Raw genomic sequence first — 18,735 nt, 5'->3', positions numbered from 1 at the left:
GCGTCATGGAGAACCAGACAGCTGATATTGAATGGAAAGACAGCGGCGTGCCGGTGTCCTCTATGTTTGACGATCCATATTTCAGCCTTGAGGATGGCGTCGCAGAAACCGGCCATGTGTTTTTGCAAGGCAACGATCTGCCCCGCCGGTTCCGCGACGGGTTCCGCATTGGCGAACTGGGGTTCGGCACGGGGCTGAATTTGCTGGTTGTTTGGGATGCCTGGGCGCGCTCAGGCATCAAGGGCACGCTGAGTTTCACGTCGTTCGAGGCCTATCCGATGTCGCGCGATGATATGGCAAAGGCGCATGAAACCTTTCCCGGTTTTGATGGCAAACGCGATGCATTGCTGGATGCATGGACCCCTAAGGGCGGCAAAATGTCATTCCCCGGTTTGGAGGTCGAGGTAATCATCGGTGACGCGCGACTGACCGTGCCACGTTGGAAGGGGTTGGCCGATGCGTGGTTTCTTGATGGTTTTTCGCCGGCCAAAAACCCCGAGCTATGGGAGCCTGATCTGTTGAACGCGGTCTTCCGGCACACCGGGCCCTTTGGCACAGCGGCGACCTATACGGCGGCAGGTGCGGTCAGGCGCGCGCTCGAGACGGCGGGTTTTGCGGTGCAACGCACCCAAGGGTACGGTCGCAAACGCCACATGACGCAGGCGGTCCGCACATGAGCCGCGCCACCAACAAAGCCGCCGCCGCGGCACAGTCAAACAACATTCCGCTGGGCATTACATTGATGGTGCTGACGACCTTTGTCTTCGCGGTCCAGGACGGGCTGTCGCGGCATCTTGCGTCGGAATATAACGTGCTGATGGTCGTGATGATCCGCTATTGGTTCTTTGCCGCCTTTGTCATCGCAATTGCCAAGCGGAACGCCGGCGGTCTGCGGGCGGCGGCCAAGACCAGCCAACCGGTTTTGCAAACCATTCGCGGCCTTCTGCTGGCAGCCGAGATTTGCGTGATGATTGCCGCCTTTACGATCCTTGGCTTGGTGGAAAGCCACGCGGTCTTTACCTGCTATCCGCTGTTGGTGGCGGCATTGTCCGGCCCCATTTTGGGCGAAAGCGTGGGGTGGCGGCGTTGGTTGGCGATCGGTGTGGGGTTCATCGGCGTGTTGATCATTCTGCAACCGGGGATGAACGTCTTTGACCCTGCCGCAGTCATCCCGTTGGTCGCGGCGGCCATGTTCGCGGTTTACGGTTTGCTGACCCGCTATGTCGGTCGCAAGGACAAGACCGCAACCAGCTTTTTCTGGACGGGGGTCACGGGGTCGGTCGCGATGACAGCAGCAGGGATCTGGTTCTGGGAACCGATGATCCCGAGCGACTGGATATACATGGGACTCCTGTGCATCACGGGGGTCACGGGCCATTGGCTGTTGATCCGCTGTTACGAGGTCGCGGCGGCCAGTGCGGTCCAGCCCTTTGCCTATCTGCAACTGGTTTTTGCCAGCATCATCGGCATCAGCATTTTTGGCGAAGACGTGCGCACCAATGTCGCCATCGGTGCCATGCTGATTGTCGCCGCTGGCCTATTCACCTTTTGGCGTGAACGGCAGCAACGTTGATCCGGTCAGTTCTTCGGTAAAGGGGCGCGGCAGGGGATCTTTTCCTAGCCGTGCCCGATAGACCGGCAAGCTTTCGGTGACGCGCATCACATAGTTCTGGGTTTCGCGAAACGGGATCATCTCGATCCAGTCGACGATATCAATGTCGCCTTCGCGCGGGTCGCCATAATCATCCATCCAGCGCGGTGGCCGCGTGGGGCCGGCGTTATAAGCGGCAGACACCATCACGACATTGCCATTGAACCTTTTTGCCATCTGCGACAGATATTCCGACCCCAGCCGCGCATTGTAATCGGGGTCGGCAGTCAAGCGGTCGGTTGTGTGCAGCGCGCTGATCCCCAGATCACGCGCCACATCGTCGGCGGTGCCGGGCATCAACTGCATCAATCCGCGCGCGCCCACATGGCTTTGCACCACCGGATCAAATTCGCTTTCGCGCCGCGCAATCGCCAGCACCATTTCGGGGGCCATGTTCAGGTCCAGCTTGATCGCGGAATGCAGCGGGTAATAGGGCGCGGCGATGGTGATGCCGCGCTGTGCCACGCGTTTGCCGATCATCACCGCCAGATGGGGCTGGCCAATGTCAATCGCGGCCTGACCCAACAGGGCCGCATCATCGGCCAGCAGTTGTTCCGCCAGATGGGTCCAGAACCGCTCTGCCATGCTCAGCTCTCCTGAGGCCTGAAGCAACATTCCGGCCTGAAACAGCGGCGCTTGGGCCAGTGCGGAACCGCGCCAATCCTGTTTCGGTGTTTCGCCCGCCAAAGTTTCATCAAAGGCCAGCCCGCCGCGTTCGGCGGCCAGCAATCCATAGAATGATGACTGGAATTTCGCACCTTGGGCATAGGCCTTGGCAGCGCCTTCGGCATCCCCCATGGCCTGCAAGGCACGGCCCTGCCAATAGCCCGCACGCCCCTGACTGATGGGGGATTCAACAGCACCGTCATGGGCCTTGAAATGGGTCAACGCGCGCTTTGGGTCCTTGAGGAACCGCAAGGCGATATAGCCGGACAGCCATTCGAGATCGGCAAAATGCGAGCCTTCCTCAAGGAAATGCTGCGAGGCCATTTGATAGGCGCGTTTCGGATCGCCGTTGCGCATTTCGTCGCGGGCCAGCGCACGGCGGCGGTTTGCCCATGCGGCGGGCTGGCCAAGGGCAGCGGCGCTGACGGATTGGGACAGCAGCAAATCCTTGGCGCTGTCTTCGAAGCCTTTGCGGATGCGCCATTCAAAGCGGTCTTTCTGCAAACCCGCATCACCACCCTTGCTGGCGGGCAGGGCATTGATCAGCTCGTTCACATCGCCCCTGCGGTTTTGCAGGGCGATCCGTGCTTCGGCCAGCGCCTTGTCGGCGTCGCTGACCAGATCGAACATTTGCCGCGCTTCGGCCTGCGCGCCCTGCCATAACATCTCGTCCAGACGCGCGGCATGATGCGGCTTTAGCAAACGGTCGTGATCTGCCACGAACAGGGCCTGCGAAACCGCGTCCATCGGCATGGTGCGCCAGGCAAGAACCAGCCGTGCCTCGGCCTCTCCGATACGATCGGCGTTCTTCAATGCGGTGGCATAGGCAAGCACCCCCACCGGCGTTTGCGGGGGCCTGCCCTGAAAGAAATCCAACACGGCCGCATCACCCTGGGCAATCACGGCATTTTCGGATTTCATGCGCAGATAGTCTTCTCCGGGCCAGTCGGGTCGCCGTTTTAGAAATGCCGTGACATCAGTATAGGTGCCCAAACCGGACCGCAGGCGGTGCCATTCGATGATGTCGACAGCCACCGCGCCATCGCGTTGTGCGATCCGTGCAGCATTGTCCCAACTGCCCGTCCGCACGGCGTCCATCGCCCATCCCAGCGGGCGCGGGCGTTCTGCCAGCGCCGGAAATGCAAGGCCGAATAGCAGTATCAGCGTCAGTGCGGCGCGTGTCATCTCTTGCATTTCCTAGTGATCAAAGGCTACAGCCTTGCAACATACTGTAAGGCGCTTGGGTTTCAACTCACGTTGCCGCCAGTCAGCAATCGGGCGCCCAGCCCAGCAACGCAAGAAAAGGAGCGTGCATATGTTACAAGGTTCTCTGCCTGCACTCGTCACGCCGTTCACGAACGGCGCGCTGGATTTGGACACGCTCAAGAAACTGGTTGAGTGGCATATTGCCGAAGGGTCGAACGGGCTGGTCCCGGTTGGCACCACCGGTGAATCGCCCACATTGACCCATGCCGAGCACGAAACCGTTGTGGCCGAGGTCGTCAAGGCCGCTGCCGGACGCATCCCTGTTGTTGCAGGGGCGGGGTCCAACAACACGGTTGAAAGCATCCGGCTGGCCAAGCACGCGGAATCTGTCGGTGCCGATGCGGTGCTGGTTGTCACACCCTATTATAACAAGCCGACCCAAGCGGGTCTGATCGCGCATTTCACCGCGATCCATGACGCCTGCGGTTTGCCCATCATCATCTACAACATCCCCGGCCGTTCGGTTGTGGATATGACCCCCGAGACGATGGCGGAGCTGGCCAAGTTGCCGCGCATCATCGGTGTCAAGGATGCCACTGGTGATCTGGCGCGGGTCTGTGACCAGCGGATGCTGTGCGGGCCGGACTTCATCCAGCTTTCGGGCGAGGATGCCACAGCGCACGGGTTTAACGCCCAAGGCGGTGTCGGCTGTATTTCGGTGACTGCGAATGTCGCGCCCAAACTGCTAAGCCAGATGCAGGCGCATTGCCTTGCCGGTGATTACGCGGCTGCACTGGCCATTCAGGACAAGCTGATGCCGCTGCACAAGGCGATCTTTACCGAGCCGGGTTTGGTTGGCGTGAAATACGCGATGTCCCAATTGGGTTTATGTTCTGCGGAGGTGCGTTTGCCGCTTATACCTCTGACAGAAGACACCAAGGCATTGGTGAACGCAGGCCTGCGTCACGCCGGGCTGCTGGCCTAAGACCTGCCTAGTTTGAAGTGATGGCGGCGTAAGGTGAAACCCCACCTTGCGCCGCCATTTTAACGTTTGCCGTAATACAGGCCGACCACATGTTCGGCTTGGGCAAAGAACAGCCAGCGTGCTGTCAGAACACCTGCCACATGCGCAAGGACGGCCAGCCCGCCAGCCATATGCGAAAACGGGACCAGCAACAGAATGACTGGCACCACGCACATCAGCAGCAGGGCGATCACCCGCAGCTTGAAGGCATGTTTGCGCCCGATCACATAAACGAATTCGCGCAACAAAAAGTTGGTGCCGGTGTGCGGCGGTTCGAACGCGCGGACCTGACCAATGCCACCAAGCTGCGTGGCACTGGCGAGGGTGGTGCCGGAGGCCGCAAAACGGGTGTCACCGATGACCCATGTGGCCAGCTGGATGCCGCCCGCGATCGCGATCAACCATAGCGCCCATGTGACCTGCCCCGCCAGCAATGCGCCGCCCGCGACCGAGAGGGATAGGAAGTTGAGCGGTGTCAGCGGCATGTGCCAACGCGGCACCGCCTTGATCTGGGCATAGATCATCGATGTGGTGAAAACGGTGCCGAGCGACAGCAGCCCACCCAACACGCCAATCACGCGCCAGTGTTGATTATAGAATACAGCCCCCGCCCCATAGACCGCCATCAGGATCAACGCCGCCACCGCACAGATCGCCTCGCGGCTCAGCCAGCTTGTCTTCCACTGGCTGAAGGCCTTGAGCGCGCGCTTGGGTTGGCCCAGATGGAAGGTCGAGGCGATCAGCCCGCCCACAGCCAGCAGATAGGCGATTGCAAAAAACACAAAGGCGACGACGCCCGTGGACGAAGGCCAGCCCAAGCCCAGCCAGAACAGCAGGCCAAAGCCCAAGCCGGAAAACACGCTGAAAAAGATGACGGACGGGGCAGGATGCATCAGATTTTATCCAAGGTGCGGTCAAGCCAGCCCAGGAACCCTTTGGCCTCGGTGGCGACGGGGGCCAAAAACGGGGCAAGCACGTCGATGTCGGGCATCTGGTCTTTGGGGCGGGGGGGCAGGTATTTGTTCACCGGCTTTGTACCCATTTCCGGCATCAGATCAACACCGCCTCGGTCTGCGACCAACTGGCTGACGTCACTGTCAGGATCACCCAGATCGCCGAAATGCCGCGCGCCCGAAGGGCAGGTGCGCACACAGGCGGGAATGCGGTCTTCTTGGGGCAGGTTGTCGTTATAGATGCGATCGACGCAAAGGGTGCATTTTTTCATCACGCCTGCGGCCTGGTCCAGCTCTCGGGCGCCGTAGGGGCAGGCCCATGCACACAGGCTGCACCCGATGCAGTCGGATTCGTTGACCAGCACGATGCCGTCCTCGACGCGCTTGTAACTGGCACCGGTGGGGCAGACGGTGACGCAGGGCGCGTCCTCGCAATGGAGGCAGGATTTCGGGAAGTGCACCAGTTGCGCGGGTCCGGTGTCGGGCTGGACCTCGTAGCTGTGCACCCGGTTGAGAAACGTGCCAGAAGGAGCTGCGCCGTAGGCATCCTGATCGGACAGCGGTACGCCGTAATTTTCGGTGTTCCAGCCTTTGCACGAGATCACGCAGGCGTGGCAGCCGACGCAGGTATCCAGGTCGATCACGAGGCCGAGTTTTTTCCGGGTCTGTAGTGGCAATTCGGTCATGTGTGGTTTGCTTTGCTGGTGTCGGAGTGGGGGCCAGCCCCCATACCCCCGGGATATTTTCGAGCCAGAGAACCGAGGGTTAGTCGGTGGTTTTCCAGGCGAGGTTTCGGGCGGCGGCCGGGACCGGCGATTTTTGTTTCGGGGTGGCGGGTTTGGATTCTGACTGGGCGGGGGCTTTTTCGATTTTGACTTTGAGGTCGAACCAGGCCGCCTGGCCGGTGATTGGATCGGAGTTGGACCAGCGCAGCCCGTCCCCTTTGGGCGGGAGCAGTTCATGGATCAGGTGGTTGAGAAGGAACCCTTTGGTGGCTTCGGGGGCGGTATCACCGAGCGCCCAGGCCCCTTTGCGTTTGCCGATGGCGTTCCATGTCCAGACGGTGTTGTCGTTCAGCGCCGCCATTTCGAGGACCGGCACGGTGATTTCGCCGTGGGGGGAGGTGACGCGCGCCCAGTCCCCATCGGACAGGCCGTGTTCGCGCATCAGTTTGGTGGGGACATAAAGCGGGTTGTGGCCGTGGAGTTGGCGCAGCCACGCGTTCTGGCTGCCCCAGCTGTGGTACATTGCCATGGGGCGTTGGGTCAGCGCGGTGATGGTAAAGCCATCGTTGCCCTGTTGGTCGGTTTCATACCAGATCGGCAGGGGTGACATGGTGTGTTTGATGCGTGCGCGCAGGTGGTCGGGGGGCTGGCGGTCGCCGTGCCCTTCGGCTGCGAGCTGGAAGCGGCGTAGCGGTTCGGCATAGAGCGAAAACAGATAGGGTTGCGGGGCGTCGAACAGGCCGGTTTGCACCGCCCAATCCTGATAGGCGGTGTTCCAGGGTTTGTAATATTGCGCGCCATCCGGGATGTGATGGGTGAAGAAGCCGCCGTTCTTGATATAGCGGTCGAGTTGATCGGGGTTTGGCGCACCGTGTCCGGTATCGGTGCCATCCGCGCCGCGAAACCCCGCCAGCGGGCCGATGCCGGGGCGGCGTTCGTGGTTCACGATATAGTCGGCGTAGTCAGCGTATTTCTGGCCACCTGTGTCATCGACAAAACCGGGCAGGCCAAGCCGCGCGCCCAGATCGCAGAGTACCGATTGAAACCCGCGCACATCGCGGTCGGGTTCCACCACGGGCCAGCGGATCGCGTCGGCGGCGGCACCGGCCTCGGAAATCGGGCGGTCCAGCAGGCTGATGCAATCGTGGCGTTCCAGATAGGTTGTGTCGGGCAGGATCAGATCGGCAAAGGCGACCATTTCCGAGCTATAGGCATCCGAGTAGATGACATGCGGGATTACGTAATCGCCGCTTGCGTCCTTGTCGGTCAGCATCTGCATCACGCCGCCGGTGTTCATCGACGAATTCCACGACATATTCGCCATATACAGGAACAGCGTGTCGATTTTGTAGGGATCCCCCGCATGGGCGTTCGAGATCACCATATGCATCAGGCCATGGGCGCTCATCGGGTTTTCCCAGGTGAAGGCCTTGTCGATGCGGGCGGGGCTTCCGTCGGGTTTCAGCGCCAGATCGGCGGGGCCTTGGACGAACCCTAGATGCGGGCCGTCCAGCGGTTTGCCGGGCGTCACGCCGCAATGGGGTTTGGGGTGCGCGGTTGCGGGTTTGGGATAGGGCGGTTTGAAGCGAAAGCCGCCGGGCACCTCGACCGTGCCAAGGATGATCTGGAGTGTATGCAGCGCGCGGCAGGTCTGGAACCCGTTGGCATGGGCGGAAATCCCGCGCATGGCGTGGAATGACACCGGCCGGCCGGTCATGGTCTTGTGAACGTCGCCCCGGAAGTCGGTCCATTCGTGGTCCAGCTCGAACGCTTCGTCAAAGGCGACACGGGCAATTTCTGCGGCGATGGCGCGGATGCGTTTCGCAGGGATACCGCAGCGGTCGGCGACAGCTTCGGGGGTGTAATCTTCGGTCAGATATTTTTCGGCCATGTGGTGAAAGACTGGGCGGTGGGTGATGTCGCCGACAACATGGGTGGCGGATAGATCAGGCCGCACGCCGGGTTGGTCAAAGGCGGTCAACGTGCCGGTCTTGCGGCAGATCACCTGTTGGTTGCCGTTTGCATCGCGCAGGAACAGGCCAAAGTCGGGCGATGCAGGGTCGCCGTTTACCAGCACCGGCGCATCGGTGAACCGTGCGAGGTAATCAAGGTCTATGCGCCCGGCCTTCATCAGGCAGTGGATCATCGACAGAATGAACAGCCCGTCGGTGCCCGGTGTGATGCCGACCCAATCATCCGCCACGGCGTTATAGCCGGTGCGGATCGGGTTGACGCCAATGACCCGCGCGCCGCGTGCCTTGATCTTGCCGATGCCCATCTTGATAGGGTTGCTGTCGTGATCCTCGGCCACGCCGAACAGCATGAAAAGTTTGGTGTGGTCCCAGTCGGGTTGGCCGAATTCCCAGAACGCGCCGCCCATCGTATAGATGCCTGCCGCCGCCATGTTGACCGAACAGAACCCGCCATGCGCCGCGTAATTCGGCGTGCCAAAGTTTTGCGCCCAGTAGGATGTGAAGCTTTGCGATTGATCGCGGCCCGTGAAGAACGCCAGCTTTTCAGGGGCTTCGGCACGAATGGGGGCCAGCCAATCGGTCGCGATTTGCAATGCCTCGTCCCACTCGATTTCCTCGAATTCGCCTGACCCGCGTTCGCCCACACGTTTGAGCGGCTTGCGCAGCCGCGCGGGGGCATTGTGCTGCATGATGCCGGCGCTGCCCTTGGCGCATAGGACGCCTTTGTTGATGGGATGGTCGCGGTTGCCTTCGATATAGGCGACCTTCATGTCGCCGTCGCCGTTGGCCTTCATATGGACATTAATGCCGCAGCGGCAGGCGCACATATAGCAGGTGGTTTTTCGGATCTCGTCGGATACGGGCGGGCTAAGGTCAAGAACGGGTTGCTTATGCGTCATCCTTGCTCTCTTTTCTCAGGTGGTCAGCAGGGCGTTGGCTTCGCCGGCGATCTGAATTTCTTCCTGCGCAGCAACGGTATAGCTGGGAAACTTTCCCATCCATGACAGCTTGTCAAGAACAGCAGTCCTGATCAGGGCAGAGTTTTCGCCAATGCCGCCCGTAAAGGCCACAGCATCCAGCCCGCCCATGGCCGCGATCAACGACCCCGCCTGACGGGCGGCCCAATAGCAGAAATGGTCGATGGCAAAGCGGGCCTTGGGGGTGTCGCTGTTTTCAAGTGTCCGCATGTCTGAACTGATGCCGGATAGCCCCAGAAGACCGGAGTGATGGTTCAGCAGGGTTTCAGTCTGATCCAGCCCGAGTTGGCGGACAAGGCGCAGCACGGCACCTGCGTCGATCTCTCCTACCCGTGTGCCCATGGTCAGGCCCGATAGCGGCGAATAGCCCATCGTGGTGGCCACGCTTTGGCCGTCAAGGATCGCACAGGCAGACGCGCCGTTGCCAAGGTGAAACGCCAGCAAGCGTTTGGGCAGGGTGCCGCTTTGCTGGGGCAGGTTGCGCACAAGGGCGGCGTAGCTGGTGCCGTGAAACCCGTAGCGTTGCAGCCCGGCAAGATCGGGGCGGTCCGGCAGGGCATAGCGGCGGGCGAGGTCGGGAATCGTGGCGTGAAACGCCGTGTCGAAACTGGCGCATTGCGGCAGGTCGGGGGCAAGCGCTGAAACCGCGTCAATCGCTGCCAGATGATGCGGGTTATGCAACGGGGCAAGCGGGATGCAATCGACGATGGCTTGGCGAATGGCGGGTGTGATGCGGTGCGGGGCGGTTAGCGCGGTGCCGCCATGCACAACGCGGTGCGCCACAGCGCGTAGTGAGGTCAGGGTAATGCCCTGCCGTGACAGCGCGTCAAAGATGGCGGCCAACGCTGCGGCATTATCGGGCAGATCGGCAGGTTCTGAGGCCGCGCCCGTCTTGACCGCACCGATACCGCCAATGCCTGTCGCCTCGATCCGAAGGACTTCGGCCAGATCACCGTCAAACAAGGCCGTCTTGATCGAAGACGACCCTGCATTGATCACAAGGATATGGGTGCCCGCCATGCCCTAGACCGTCTGGGCGCGCATGTCGTCTTTGCTGATGCCCGCGACCGATACGGGTTTCTTCATCGCGTCACGGCGGAAGGGTTCGCCCAGTTCCTGATTGATCATCGCCTCGATCAGGGTGGTTTTGCCGTGGTTCATCTGGTCGTCGATGGCCTTGTTCAGCGCGGCGGTCAGTTCGTCCATTGTCCGCGCCACGACGCCCTGCAAACCGCACGACTGCGCGATGCCAGCATAGGACACCTGTTCGTCCAGCTCGGTCCCGACAAAGTTGTCATCGAACCACAGGGTCGAATTGCGCTTTTCAGCACCCCATTGGTAGTTGCGGAACACGACCTGGGTCACGGCGGGCCATTCGCCGCGGCCAATCGCCGTCAGTTCATTGACCGAAATGCCAAAGGCACCATCGCCGGCAAACCCCACAACAGGGACATCACGGCAACCGATCTTGGCCCCGACAATGGCGGGCAGGCCATAGCCACAGGGGCCGAACAGACCGGGGGCCAGATATTTGCGGCCCTCGTCAAACGATGGATAGGCGTTGCCGATGGCGCAGTTGTTGCCGATGTCGGACGATATGATCGCATTGGCAGGCAGCGCGGATTGGATCGCACGCCACGCCATGCGGGGGCTCATCCAGTCGGGTTTGTCCGCGCGCGCGCGTTCGTTCCAGGTTGTGCCTGGATCGTCGTCTTCGTGGTCCATGCCGGACAGTTGTTGCGCCCATTTCGACTTGGTGGCACCTATGGTGGCTTTGCGGTCCTCGCGCCCCTCATCGCCAGCGGATTCCGACAGATTGGCCAGCAGCGCGGTGGCAACTTTGGTGGCGTCACCGACGATGCCAACGGTCACCTTTTTGGTCAGGCCGATGCGGTCGGGGTTGATATCGACCTGAATGATCTTGGCGTCCTTGGGCCAGTAGTCAATGCCATAGCCGGGCAGGGTCGAAAACGGGTTCAACCGCGTGCCAAGGGCCAGAACGACATCGGCTTTCGCAATCAGCTCCATCCCCGCCTTTGACCCGTTATAGCCCAACGGCCCCGCAAACAGCGGATGCCCGCCGGGGAAGGCGTCGTTGTGCTGATAGCCGACACACACGGGTGCCGACAGGCGTTCGGCCAGCAGCTTGCTTGCCTCGATCCCGCCTTGCGCCAGCACCACGCCGGCACCGTTCAGGATCACCGGAAACTTGGCATTCGACAGCAACTCTGCCGCCTTGGTGATGGCCACTTCACCGCCCGAGGGACGCTCGAACGCCACGATTTCGGGCAGGTCGATGTCGATCACTTGGGTCCAGAAATCGCGCGGCACGTTGATCTGCGCGGGGGCCGAGGCGCGTTTGGCCTGCATGATGACACGGTTCAGGGTTTCGGCGATGCGCGACGGGTCGCGGACTTCTTCCTGATAGGCGACGCAATCGGCGAACAGGTTCATCTGCTCCATCTCTTGGAAGCCGCCTTGGCCGATGGTCTTGTTCGCGGCTTGGGGTGTGACCAACAGGCAGGGCGTGTGGTTCCAATAGGCGGTTTTCACAGCCGTGACAAAGTTGGTGATGCCGGGACCGTTCTGCGCGATCATCATCGACATCTTGCCGGTCGCGCGGGTGAAACCGTCTGCCATCATGCCGGCGCTGCCTTCGTGGGCGCAATCCCAGAATGTGATGCCCGCGTCAGGGAAAATGTCAGAGATCGGCATCATCGCCGACCCGATAATCCCGAACGCGTTGTCGATGCCGTGCATCTGAAGGGTTTTCACAAAGGCTTCTTCGGTGGTCATCTTCATGTCGGGGGGCATCCTTGGAGGTGATTTTGATTTACAGGCACAGTAGGCGGTGGAGCGCATACGGGTTAGGGCCAGCAGCAGCGGCTGGATAAGGCCAGTTTAGCCACGGCCACCGATTGCCTGGGCCACATGGGCAATACCGGCAGCAATTTGCGCGGCCGGGATCGACGAATAGGCAAGTCGGTAATAATTTTGCGGTGGCGCGTCGCCGTTGAAAAATGGCGCACCGGGTTCAATCAGCACGGATTTCGCGCGCAAGCGCATGGCCAGGTCATCGGTGCGGATGTGATCCGGCGCGCGCATCCAGAAAGACGACCCGCCATAGGCACCGCGCCCTGCGATTTGCAGCCCGTTTGCCTTGATCGCGTCCTCCATCACCGTGCGGCGTTTATGCAGAGCGTTGCTCATCCGGCGGACCAGCGCGTCGTAGTGACCCAGCGACAGGAAATAGGCAGCCGTGCGCTGGATATGCCCCGGCGGATGCCGCAAGACGGATGCACGCAGGGCGCGCGCCTCGCGGATGAACGGTTCGGAGCCGACCAGATAGCCAAGGCGCAGACCGGGAAACAGCGATTTCGAAAAGCTGCCGACATAGATCACGCGCCCGTCCTGATCGAGCGATTTGAGCGAGGGTGAGGGGGATTTCAGGAACGACATCTCGAATTCGTAATCATCCTCGACGATCAGCGCATCCAAAGCGCGGGCGCGGTCCAGCAAAGCCCGACGCCGTGCCATGGGCATGGTCGCGGTGGTGGGGCATTGGTGGCTGGGGGTGGTAAATATCACATCGGTATCGTCGGGAATGGCATCGGGTATCAGCCCTTCTTGATCCACCTGCACGGGCGACATGTGGCAGCGCGATTGGGTCAAGATATCCCGAAGTGCGGGATAGCAGGGGTCCTCAAGTGCGGCGCGGCGGCGTTGGGTCAGCAGAACCTGCGCGGTAAGCCACAAAGCATTCTGCGCCCCCAGCGTGATCAATATCTGTTCGGGTCGGGCCGATATCCCCCGCCGTGGCAGGGAATGGCGGGCGATGAATTCAATCAGCTTGGGATCGTCCTGATCATAGTAATCTGTCGTCAACGCCGTAAAGTCGCGCTGCCCCAAGGCCTGAAGCGCACAAAGCCGCCAGTTGGCATGATCGAATAATGTCGGGTCCGCCTGCCCGTAGATGAACGGATACCGATAGCTGGCCCAGTCCTGTGGTTTGATCGGGGTCACGCCGCCGCTAAACCGCTGCCCGATGGCGCGTGTCCAATCGACGGCATCGGGGGTGTTTTCAGCGGGGGTAAATTGCGGCGGGGCGGGCGCGTTTTCCGAAACATAATAGCCGGATCGCCCCCTGGAGGTCAGGTAGTCATTCGCCAACAGCTCGGTATAGGCGATGGTCACCGTGATCCGGCTGATCCCCAGATGCGCTGCCAGTTTCCGCGTGGAGGGTAATTTCTCGCCTGTGCCAAAGCGTCCGGTCAAGATGCCTTGGGCAATCATCTGCTGGATCTGCTGTTGCAGTGTGCCCTGTGCGTCGGGGTGCAAAAAAAATGTTTCAACAGGAAGCGCCATGGCATCGAGCCTAGGCTGGACTTAGCTGCGGTGCAATCTGGCATTATCCGTCAGCCCCACAAAAAAGGCCCCGGCAAATGCCGAGGCCTGATTGTTTGTCTGTGCTTTAAGCAGCAGCGCTTATGGGCAAGCAGCCGTGTAGCGCTGGCCAGCAGAGTTCTGGTAAACGCACTGACCGTTCGCGCCGCGACCGATGTAGGCACCGGCAGCTGCACCAGCCAGGCCGCCAAGAACGGCACCTTTTGTGCGGTCACTGTCGTTGGAAACGACGGCACCCAAAGCGGCTCCCGCGGCTGCACCAGTCAAGGCGGACTGGTTTTGTGTGTCACAGGCTGCAACTGCGCCAAGCAGTGGCAGGATCATCAAAAACTTTTTCATGGTATTCTCCGGTTTACGTTCACTGGATAAACGCAGCGTGTCGAATAAAGTTCCAGCCTAATTTCAGCGGTCGGCAACAAATAGCCATGTGGATTGTCGGGGGCGGCGTTTGATTGCCTCCCTGCGTTACCCGAACACACGTCCCATCGCGCCATCGACCGCTGCGATGATTTCATCGATATCGTCTTTCATGGCGATCAGGGCAGGGCTGAAGCACAGCGTATTGTTCTTGCCCGGCAAGGAACGGTTGGTGGCACCGATAATGACCCCTTGGGCCATGCAATCGGCCACCACGGCCTGCACCATCTTTTCAACGACCGGCTCGCGTGTGCTGCGGTCCTGAACCAGTTCTGCCCCAAGGAACAAACCTTTGCCGCGCACCTGACCGATGACCGAATATTTGTCCGACAGCTCTTCGAGCTGCTCAAGCATATAGTGGCCCATGTTCGTGGTGTTCTGCAGCAGGTTTTCACGCTCGATGATCGCCATGTTTTCGATGCCCGCCGTTGGGCCGGCAGTACAGCCGCCAAAGGTCGAAATATCGCGGAAGTAGTTCATCGGATCGCTGGCATCGTCCTTGAACATGTTGAACACCTCTTCGGTGGTCACAAGGCAGGCGATGGCGGCATAGCCCGAGGCAACACCTTTGGCCATCGTCACCATGTCGGGCTTGATGCCGTAATGCTGATAGCCGAACCATTCGCCGGTGCGCCCCACGCCGCAGACGACTTCGTCGATGTGCAGCAGGATGTCATACTTGCGGCAGATTTCCTGCACGCGCTCCCAATAGCCATCGGGGGGCGTAATCACGCCGCCGCCTGCGGTCACGGGTTCAAGGCACAGCCCGCCAACGGTATCGGGGCCTTCGGCAAGGATGATCTTTTCGATCTGGTCTGCCGCCCAAACGCCGTAATTTTCATCGGGCGCACCGTCCTGTTCGAATTTGCGATACTCGAGGCAATGGGGCACGCGCACGAACCCGTCGGTGAAAGGGCCGTATTGCGCATTGCGTTCATCCTGACCGCCAGCGGACAGGCAGGCGATGGTCGTGCCGTGATAATCGCGATCACGGTACAGGATTTTGTGCTTTTTGCCGCCATAGCGCTTGTGAGCGATCTGGCGGACCATCTTGAAGCCCTTCTCGTTCGCCTCGGAGCCAGAGTTGCAATAGTACACCCGGCTCATCCCCGGCATTTTTTCGATCAGCTTTTCAGCAAAGATCGACCCCGGGATCGACCCGGCAGAGCCTGCGAAATAGTTCAGCTTGATCAACTGGTCGCGCACGGCATTGGCGATGCTTTCGCGGCCATAGCCGACGTTGACGGTCCAGACGCCACCGGACACGGCATCCAGATGCTCTTTGCCCTTTTGATCCCAGACGCGCATGCCCTTGCCTTCGACGATGATGCGGGGGTCGGTTGTCTCGTAGGGTTTATGCTGGCTCAGGTGGTGCCAGATATGGGCGCGGTCGGCCTCGACCACACGGGAGATGTCGTTCTCGTTGAATGTGCCGTCCATGGGGCTGACCTTTCGAATATGAGGATGGGTATAGGCGTGATTATACAGCCTAGTTTGATATGACATCAGCGCAAATGGGAAGGGTACAGTAGGGCCAGTCGGCACCTATCTTTAGGTCCAAATGACAGGGAGCCGCGACGGTTTAGAAAACATCAGCGGCTTGATGGCGTTTTCTTTCAAAGAAAACGGGCCGGAATTTTTGAAAATTCCGGGCGGCTTTTCGGGCGTTGTCTGTTGCTGTCGTGTGTTGCTGAAGGCTGGATGTGCAAAGCACGCGGCGTGAACCGCGTGCTTTGATATCGCTTATTTGGGGCGGAAGCTGCTTTTTGCACGTTTGGGTGCACCTTCGCCGCCTTTTGGTCTGCCAGCAGGCTTGCCGCCCTTTGGTTTGCCGCCAGCCTGACCCAGCTTGTTCGGGGGCACGAAACGCTTGGACGGATCAGCTGCGCGCGCATTGAACGGCTTGTCTGCCGCTGGCTTTGCATCACCGCGTGGCGCGTCGGATTTCTCTTTCTTCCAGACCGCTTTGGCCTTTGGCTTGCCTGCGGGCTTTTCAAAGGCGTCTGGTTTCGGGTTCGACTTTGGCTTGGGCGCTGCGCCGGCTTTCATCGGGGTGCGTTCTGTCTTGTGAGACTTTGGCGGCCGTTCACCTTTGGGGGCGCGGGGTTTTTCGAACTTGGGTTTGTCACCGCGTGGCTTTTCGCCCTGTGGCTTTGGGCCGCGCGGTTTTTCGCTGTAGGCGACAGGCGCTTCTGCGGTTTCGGCGCGGGGTTTGTACGGTGCGCTTGGGGCATCGGGGTCATAGGCCGGGCGCGGCGCACGTTCGGGGCGGGGGCCGCGGTCGGGCTTGGGGCCACGATCAGGCTTGGGGCCGCGGCCGCCGGGCTTGGGACCACGCGACAGGTCAGGTGCCTTGTCCAGCTTGGTGACGATTGCACCGTCTTCGACTTTCATATCGGGGCCAAGCGCATTGACGAACTTGGCCTCGGAGGTGGCCAGGATTTCGACAAAGGTATGGCTGGGCTGCACACGGATCGCGCCCACGTCATCCTTGGTCAGATCGCCCATGCGGCAGATCATCGGCAGGATGGTGCGTGGTTCTGCGTCCTGGTTGCGCCCGACAGAGATCGAGAACCACACAGACGGGCCAAAATCGCCACGCGGCTTTTCATCGGCAGGTGTCCCGGGTTCGGCCAGCTGTTCCGGTGCGGATTGACGCGCACGGTAGAGGTTCACAAAAGCTGTCGCCAGTTGTTCGGCGCTGAACTGTTCCACCAGATTGGCGACGAAACCCACCGCATCTTCAGGGATCGGATCGGACCATGCGGAATCAGCCAGCAAACGCTTTTCATCTTCGGCGTTGACCTCTTCGGCCGAGGGCGGGTTGGCCCATTCGACTTTCAGCTTGGCACCACCGATCAGGCGGTTGGCTTTGCTGCGCAGTTTTGCAGGCACGATCAGGGCGGACACACCTTTGCGCCCCGCGCGGCCCGTGCGGCCGGAGCGGTGCAGCAGCGTGTCGGAGTTCGACGGCAGATCGGCGTGGATCACCAGTTCGAGGTTGGGCAAATCGATACCGCGTGCCGCAACATCCGTCGCGATACAGACGCGGGCGCGGCCGTCACGCAACGCTTGCAGCGCGTTGGTACGTTCGGATTGCGACAGCTCGCCCGACAGCGCCACGACCGAAAAACCACGGTTGGTAAAGCGTGTGGTCAGGCGCGCCACAGCGGCGCGGGTGTTGCAGAATACGATGGCGTTTTTCGCCTCGTAGAAACGCAGCACGTTGATGATTGCGTTTTCCGTGTCGCGCGGGTGCACGGTCAGGGCGCGGTATTCGATATCGGTGTGCTGCTTGGCCTCGCCGATGGTTTCGACGCGCTGTGCGTTGCGCTGATAGGATTTCGCCAGCTTGGCAATCGCGGCAGGAACTGTCGCAGAGAACAGCAACGTGCGGCGTTCTTCGGGGGCTTCCGAAAGGATGAATTCAAGCTCGTCCCGGAATCCGAGGTCCAGCATTTCGTCGGCTTCGTCCAGCACCACGGCGCGGATGTCCGACAGGTTGATGTTGTTGCGCTTGATGTGGTCGCACAAGCGGCCCGGTGTTGCGACAACAACATGCGCGCCGCGGTCCAGTGCGCGCCGTTCGGTGCGCGTGTCCATGCCGCCCACACAGGTGGTGACGACAGCGCCGGCCGGGCCATAAAGCCAGGTCAATTCGCGGCTGACCTGCATGGCCAGTTCCCGGGTGGGGGCAATGATCAGCGCAAGGGGGGCACCGGCATGGCCGAATTTCTCGGAGCCGCCGAGCAAGGTTGGCGCGATCGCCAGACCAAAGCCAACGGTCTTGCCTGATCCGGTTTGTGCGGATACCAAGAGGTCAGCGTCGGCAAGGGCCGGATCTGTGACCGCCTGTTGTACGGGTGTGAGCGTTTCATAGCCTTGTTTGGCAAGCGCGTCTGCGATGGTTTGGATCAACGGTAAGTCCTGACTGATTAAAAAGGGCGGCTTAAATGCGCGCGGCACGGCAGTGGCGCGCACGCCAGCCGAGTGTTGCGCCCGTCCCTAATCGTTTGCGTCCCGAATGTACATGACTTTGTCAAAACCTGTGAATTCCGGACCGGAGGCCGCTTTTGTGGTATCTGCCATCCAAAGGCGGAAAGATGGCATTAAGCGATGATCATCGCGATGCAGGCTTCATTATACCCCGGTTGACCAAGCACCCGGAGGTGTCGTCGGTTGTGGATGTCGTGACTTTTCGCATTGCCCGCCTGACAGCAATCAACACATGTGCAGGTCAACATTGGATGGAACGGATGTTCGACCTCGGCCTGAATGAATGGTGGCTTTTGGCTGTGGCGCATGCCCATGATTCGATGCGGGCGGGGGATATGGCCGAATTGCTGGTGATGGATAAAAGCCAGCTCAGCCGTCTGATAAAGGTGCTGATTGGCAAAGCGCTGATTAAATCTGAACCTGATGTCCAAGATGCCCGTGCGACGATAATCAGTGTAACGCCCAAGGGCCACATGGTGAACGAACGCATCCTGCAAGAGGTTTTGCACCGGAATGAAAGCGTGCTTGCGCCTTTGTCCGTTGCCGAAGTGGACCAGCTGAATGATTTGCTTGCCCTAGCCGCTTTTGCCCAAAGGCGTGATATCTTTTTCAAGGAGACGCGTTGGCCTTCACATCTGTGATAGTGCTGCCGCCACCTTTTGGCCTGCGAAGTTCAGAATATAAAAGGATTGCTTGGGCTTAGCTGAAATTGACCGGCAGGGTTGAAATCAGCCTCGTCAAAC

The 18,735-nt window shown here is 60.4% G+C and carries 14 protein-coding genes; 4 read left to right on the top strand and 10 right to left on the bottom strand.

What is annotated here, in order from left to right; all coding sequences use genetic code 11:
* The first annotated feature begins 5 nt into the window (after positions 1-5).
* Together mnmD and HGT1_RS16315 are read left to right on the top strand one after the other, a co-directional pair.
* Positions 6-677: a tRNA (5-methylaminomethyl-2-thiouridine)(34)-methyltransferase MnmD gene (gene mnmD / locus HGT1_RS16320; RefSeq protein ID WP_176251023.1), complete on the top strand. Its 672-nt coding sequence runs from the start codon at positions 6-8 to the stop codon at positions 675-677.
* Positions 674-1,573, top strand: a complete 900-nt coding sequence (locus HGT1_RS16315; protein WP_176251022.1) for a DMT family transporter — start codon at positions 674-676, stop codon at positions 1,571-1,573. Before mnmD ends, HGT1_RS16315 begins: the two co-directional genes overlap by 4 nt.
* On the opposite strand, the gene HGT1_RS16310 is transcribed toward HGT1_RS16315, so the two are convergent.
* Positions 1,538-3,511, bottom strand: coding sequence for a lytic transglycosylase domain-containing protein (locus tag HGT1_RS16310; protein ID WP_176251021.1), 1,974 nt, complete (start codon positions 3,509-3,511; stop codon positions 1,538-1,540). The genes HGT1_RS16315 and HGT1_RS16310 overlap by 36 nt on opposite strands.
* Before the next feature lie 121 nt (positions 3,512-3,632).
* Here HGT1_RS16310 and dapA point away from each other — a divergent pair, with 121 nt between their 5' ends.
* Positions 3,633-4,508 (top strand): 4-hydroxy-tetrahydrodipicolinate synthase, encoded by an 876-nt coding sequence (gene dapA, locus HGT1_RS16305; protein WP_176251020.1) that lies wholly within the window; start codon positions 3,633-3,635, stop codon positions 4,506-4,508.
* Between the two features lie 59 nt (positions 4,509-4,567).
* Here the strand turns inward: dapA and HGT1_RS16300 are convergent, their stop codons facing one another.
* The 9 genes from HGT1_RS16300 to HGT1_RS16260 form a co-directional block, all read right to left on the bottom strand.
* A complete protein-coding gene (locus HGT1_RS16300) occupies positions 4,568-5,440 on the bottom strand; it encodes a DmsC/YnfH family molybdoenzyme membrane anchor subunit (RefSeq protein WP_176251019.1) in 873 nt (290 codons plus the stop codon).
* The gene (locus HGT1_RS16295) at positions 5,440-6,186 is read right to left on the bottom strand and encodes a 4Fe-4S dicluster domain-containing protein (RefSeq protein ID WP_176251018.1); all 747 of its coding nucleotides are present in this window, start codon (positions 6,184-6,186) and stop codon (positions 5,440-5,442) included. The genes HGT1_RS16300 and HGT1_RS16295 overlap by 1 nt, the downstream gene beginning before the upstream one ends.
* Positions 6,187-6,265: 79 nt before the next feature.
* On the bottom strand, positions 6,266-9,097 hold the full coding sequence (locus HGT1_RS16290) for a molybdopterin oxidoreductase family protein (protein ID WP_176251017.1): 2,832 nt from the start codon (positions 9,095-9,097) through the stop codon (positions 6,266-6,268).
* 15 nt (positions 9,098-9,112) lie between these two features.
* Positions 9,113-10,195 carry an acetate/propionate family kinase gene (locus HGT1_RS16285; protein WP_176251016.1) on the bottom strand — a complete coding sequence of 361 codons (1,083 nt, stop codon included), beginning with the start codon at positions 10,193-10,195 and terminating at the stop codon, positions 9,113-9,115.
* A gap of 3 nt (positions 10,196-10,198) precedes the next feature.
* On the bottom strand, positions 10,199-11,977 hold the full coding sequence (gene xsc / locus HGT1_RS16280) for a sulfoacetaldehyde acetyltransferase (protein WP_176251015.1): 1,779 nt from the start codon (positions 11,975-11,977) through the stop codon (positions 10,199-10,201).
* A gap of 99 nt (positions 11,978-12,076) precedes the next feature.
* Positions 12,077-13,540 (bottom strand): PLP-dependent aminotransferase family protein, encoded by a 1,464-nt coding sequence (locus HGT1_RS16275; protein ID WP_176251014.1) that lies wholly within the window; start codon positions 13,538-13,540, stop codon positions 12,077-12,079.
* A gap of 120 nt (positions 13,541-13,660) precedes the next feature.
* Positions 13,661-13,918 carry a glycine zipper 2TM domain-containing protein gene (locus HGT1_RS16270; protein ID WP_176251013.1) on the bottom strand — a complete coding sequence of 86 codons (258 nt, stop codon included), beginning with the start codon at positions 13,916-13,918 and terminating at the stop codon, positions 13,661-13,663.
* Positions 13,919-14,044: 126 nt separating this feature from the next.
* On the bottom strand, positions 14,045-15,436 hold the full coding sequence (locus HGT1_RS16265; protein ID WP_176251012.1) for an aspartate aminotransferase family protein: 1,392 nt from the start codon (positions 15,434-15,436) through the stop codon (positions 14,045-14,047).
* 303 nt (positions 15,437-15,739) lie between these two features.
* On the bottom strand, positions 15,740-17,914 hold the full coding sequence (locus tag HGT1_RS16260) for a DEAD/DEAH box helicase (protein ID WP_176251011.1): 2,175 nt from the start codon (positions 17,912-17,914) through the stop codon (positions 15,740-15,742).
* A gap of 185 nt (positions 17,915-18,099) precedes the next feature.
* Between HGT1_RS16260 and HGT1_RS16255 the strand changes: the two genes are divergently transcribed.
* Positions 18,100-18,633, top strand: coding sequence for a MarR family winged helix-turn-helix transcriptional regulator (locus HGT1_RS16255; protein WP_176251010.1), 534 nt, complete (start codon positions 18,100-18,102; stop codon positions 18,631-18,633).
* Positions 18,634-18,735 lie beyond the last annotated feature (102 nt).

Source organism: Sulfitobacter sp. HGT1 (assembly GCF_013282155.1).
Lineage (GTDB): Bacteria > Pseudomonadota > Alphaproteobacteria > Rhodobacterales > Rhodobacteraceae > Sulfitobacter.
This window is presented reverse-complemented; position numbering and strand designations above follow the sequence as displayed.

Bases quoted from the DNA above. Each gene is read 5' to 3' on its own strand.
- HGT1_RS16300 (WP_176251019.1), bottom strand. From the start codon at position 5,440: ATGCATCCTGCCCCGTCCGTCATCTTTTTCAGCGTGTTTTCCGGCTTG.
- HGT1_RS16290 (WP_176251017.1), bottom strand. From the start codon at position 9,097: ATGACGCATAAGCAACCCGTTCTTGACCTTAGCCCGCCCGTATCCGAC.
- HGT1_RS16315 (WP_176251022.1), top strand. From the start codon at position 674: ATGAGCCGCGCCACCAACAAAGCCGCCGCCGCGGCACAGTCAAACAAC.
- HGT1_RS16255 (WP_176251010.1), top strand. From the start codon at position 18,100: ATGGCATTAAGCGATGATCATCGCGATGCAGGCTTCATTATACCCCGG.
- mnmD (WP_176251023.1), top strand. From the start codon at position 6: ATGGAGAACCAGACAGCTGATATTGAATGGAAAGACAGCGGCGTGCCG.
- HGT1_RS16285 (WP_176251016.1), bottom strand. From the start codon at position 10,195: ATGGCGGGCACCCATATCCTTGTGATCAATGCAGGGTCGTCTTCGATC.
- HGT1_RS16275 (WP_176251014.1), bottom strand. From the start codon at position 13,540: ATGGCGCTTCCTGTTGAAACATTTTTTTTGCACCCCGACGCACAGGGC.
- HGT1_RS16270 (WP_176251013.1), bottom strand. From the start codon at position 13,918: ATGAAAAAGTTTTTGATGATCCTGCCACTGCTTGGCGCAGTTGCAGCC.
- HGT1_RS16265 (WP_176251012.1), bottom strand. From the start codon at position 15,436: ATGGACGGCACATTCAACGAGAACGACATCTCCCGTGTGGTCGAGGCC.
- HGT1_RS16310 (WP_176251021.1), bottom strand. From the start codon at position 3,511: ATGCAAGAGATGACACGCGCCGCACTGACGCTGATACTGCTATTCGGC.
- HGT1_RS16295 (WP_176251018.1), bottom strand. From the start codon at position 6,186: ATGACCGAATTGCCACTACAGACCCGGAAAAAACTCGGCCTCGTGATC.
- xsc (WP_176251015.1), bottom strand. From the start codon at position 11,977: ATGAAGATGACCACCGAAGAAGCCTTTGTGAAAACCCTTCAGATGCAC.
- dapA (WP_176251020.1), top strand. From the start codon at position 3,633: ATGTTACAAGGTTCTCTGCCTGCACTCGTCACGCCGTTCACGAACGGC.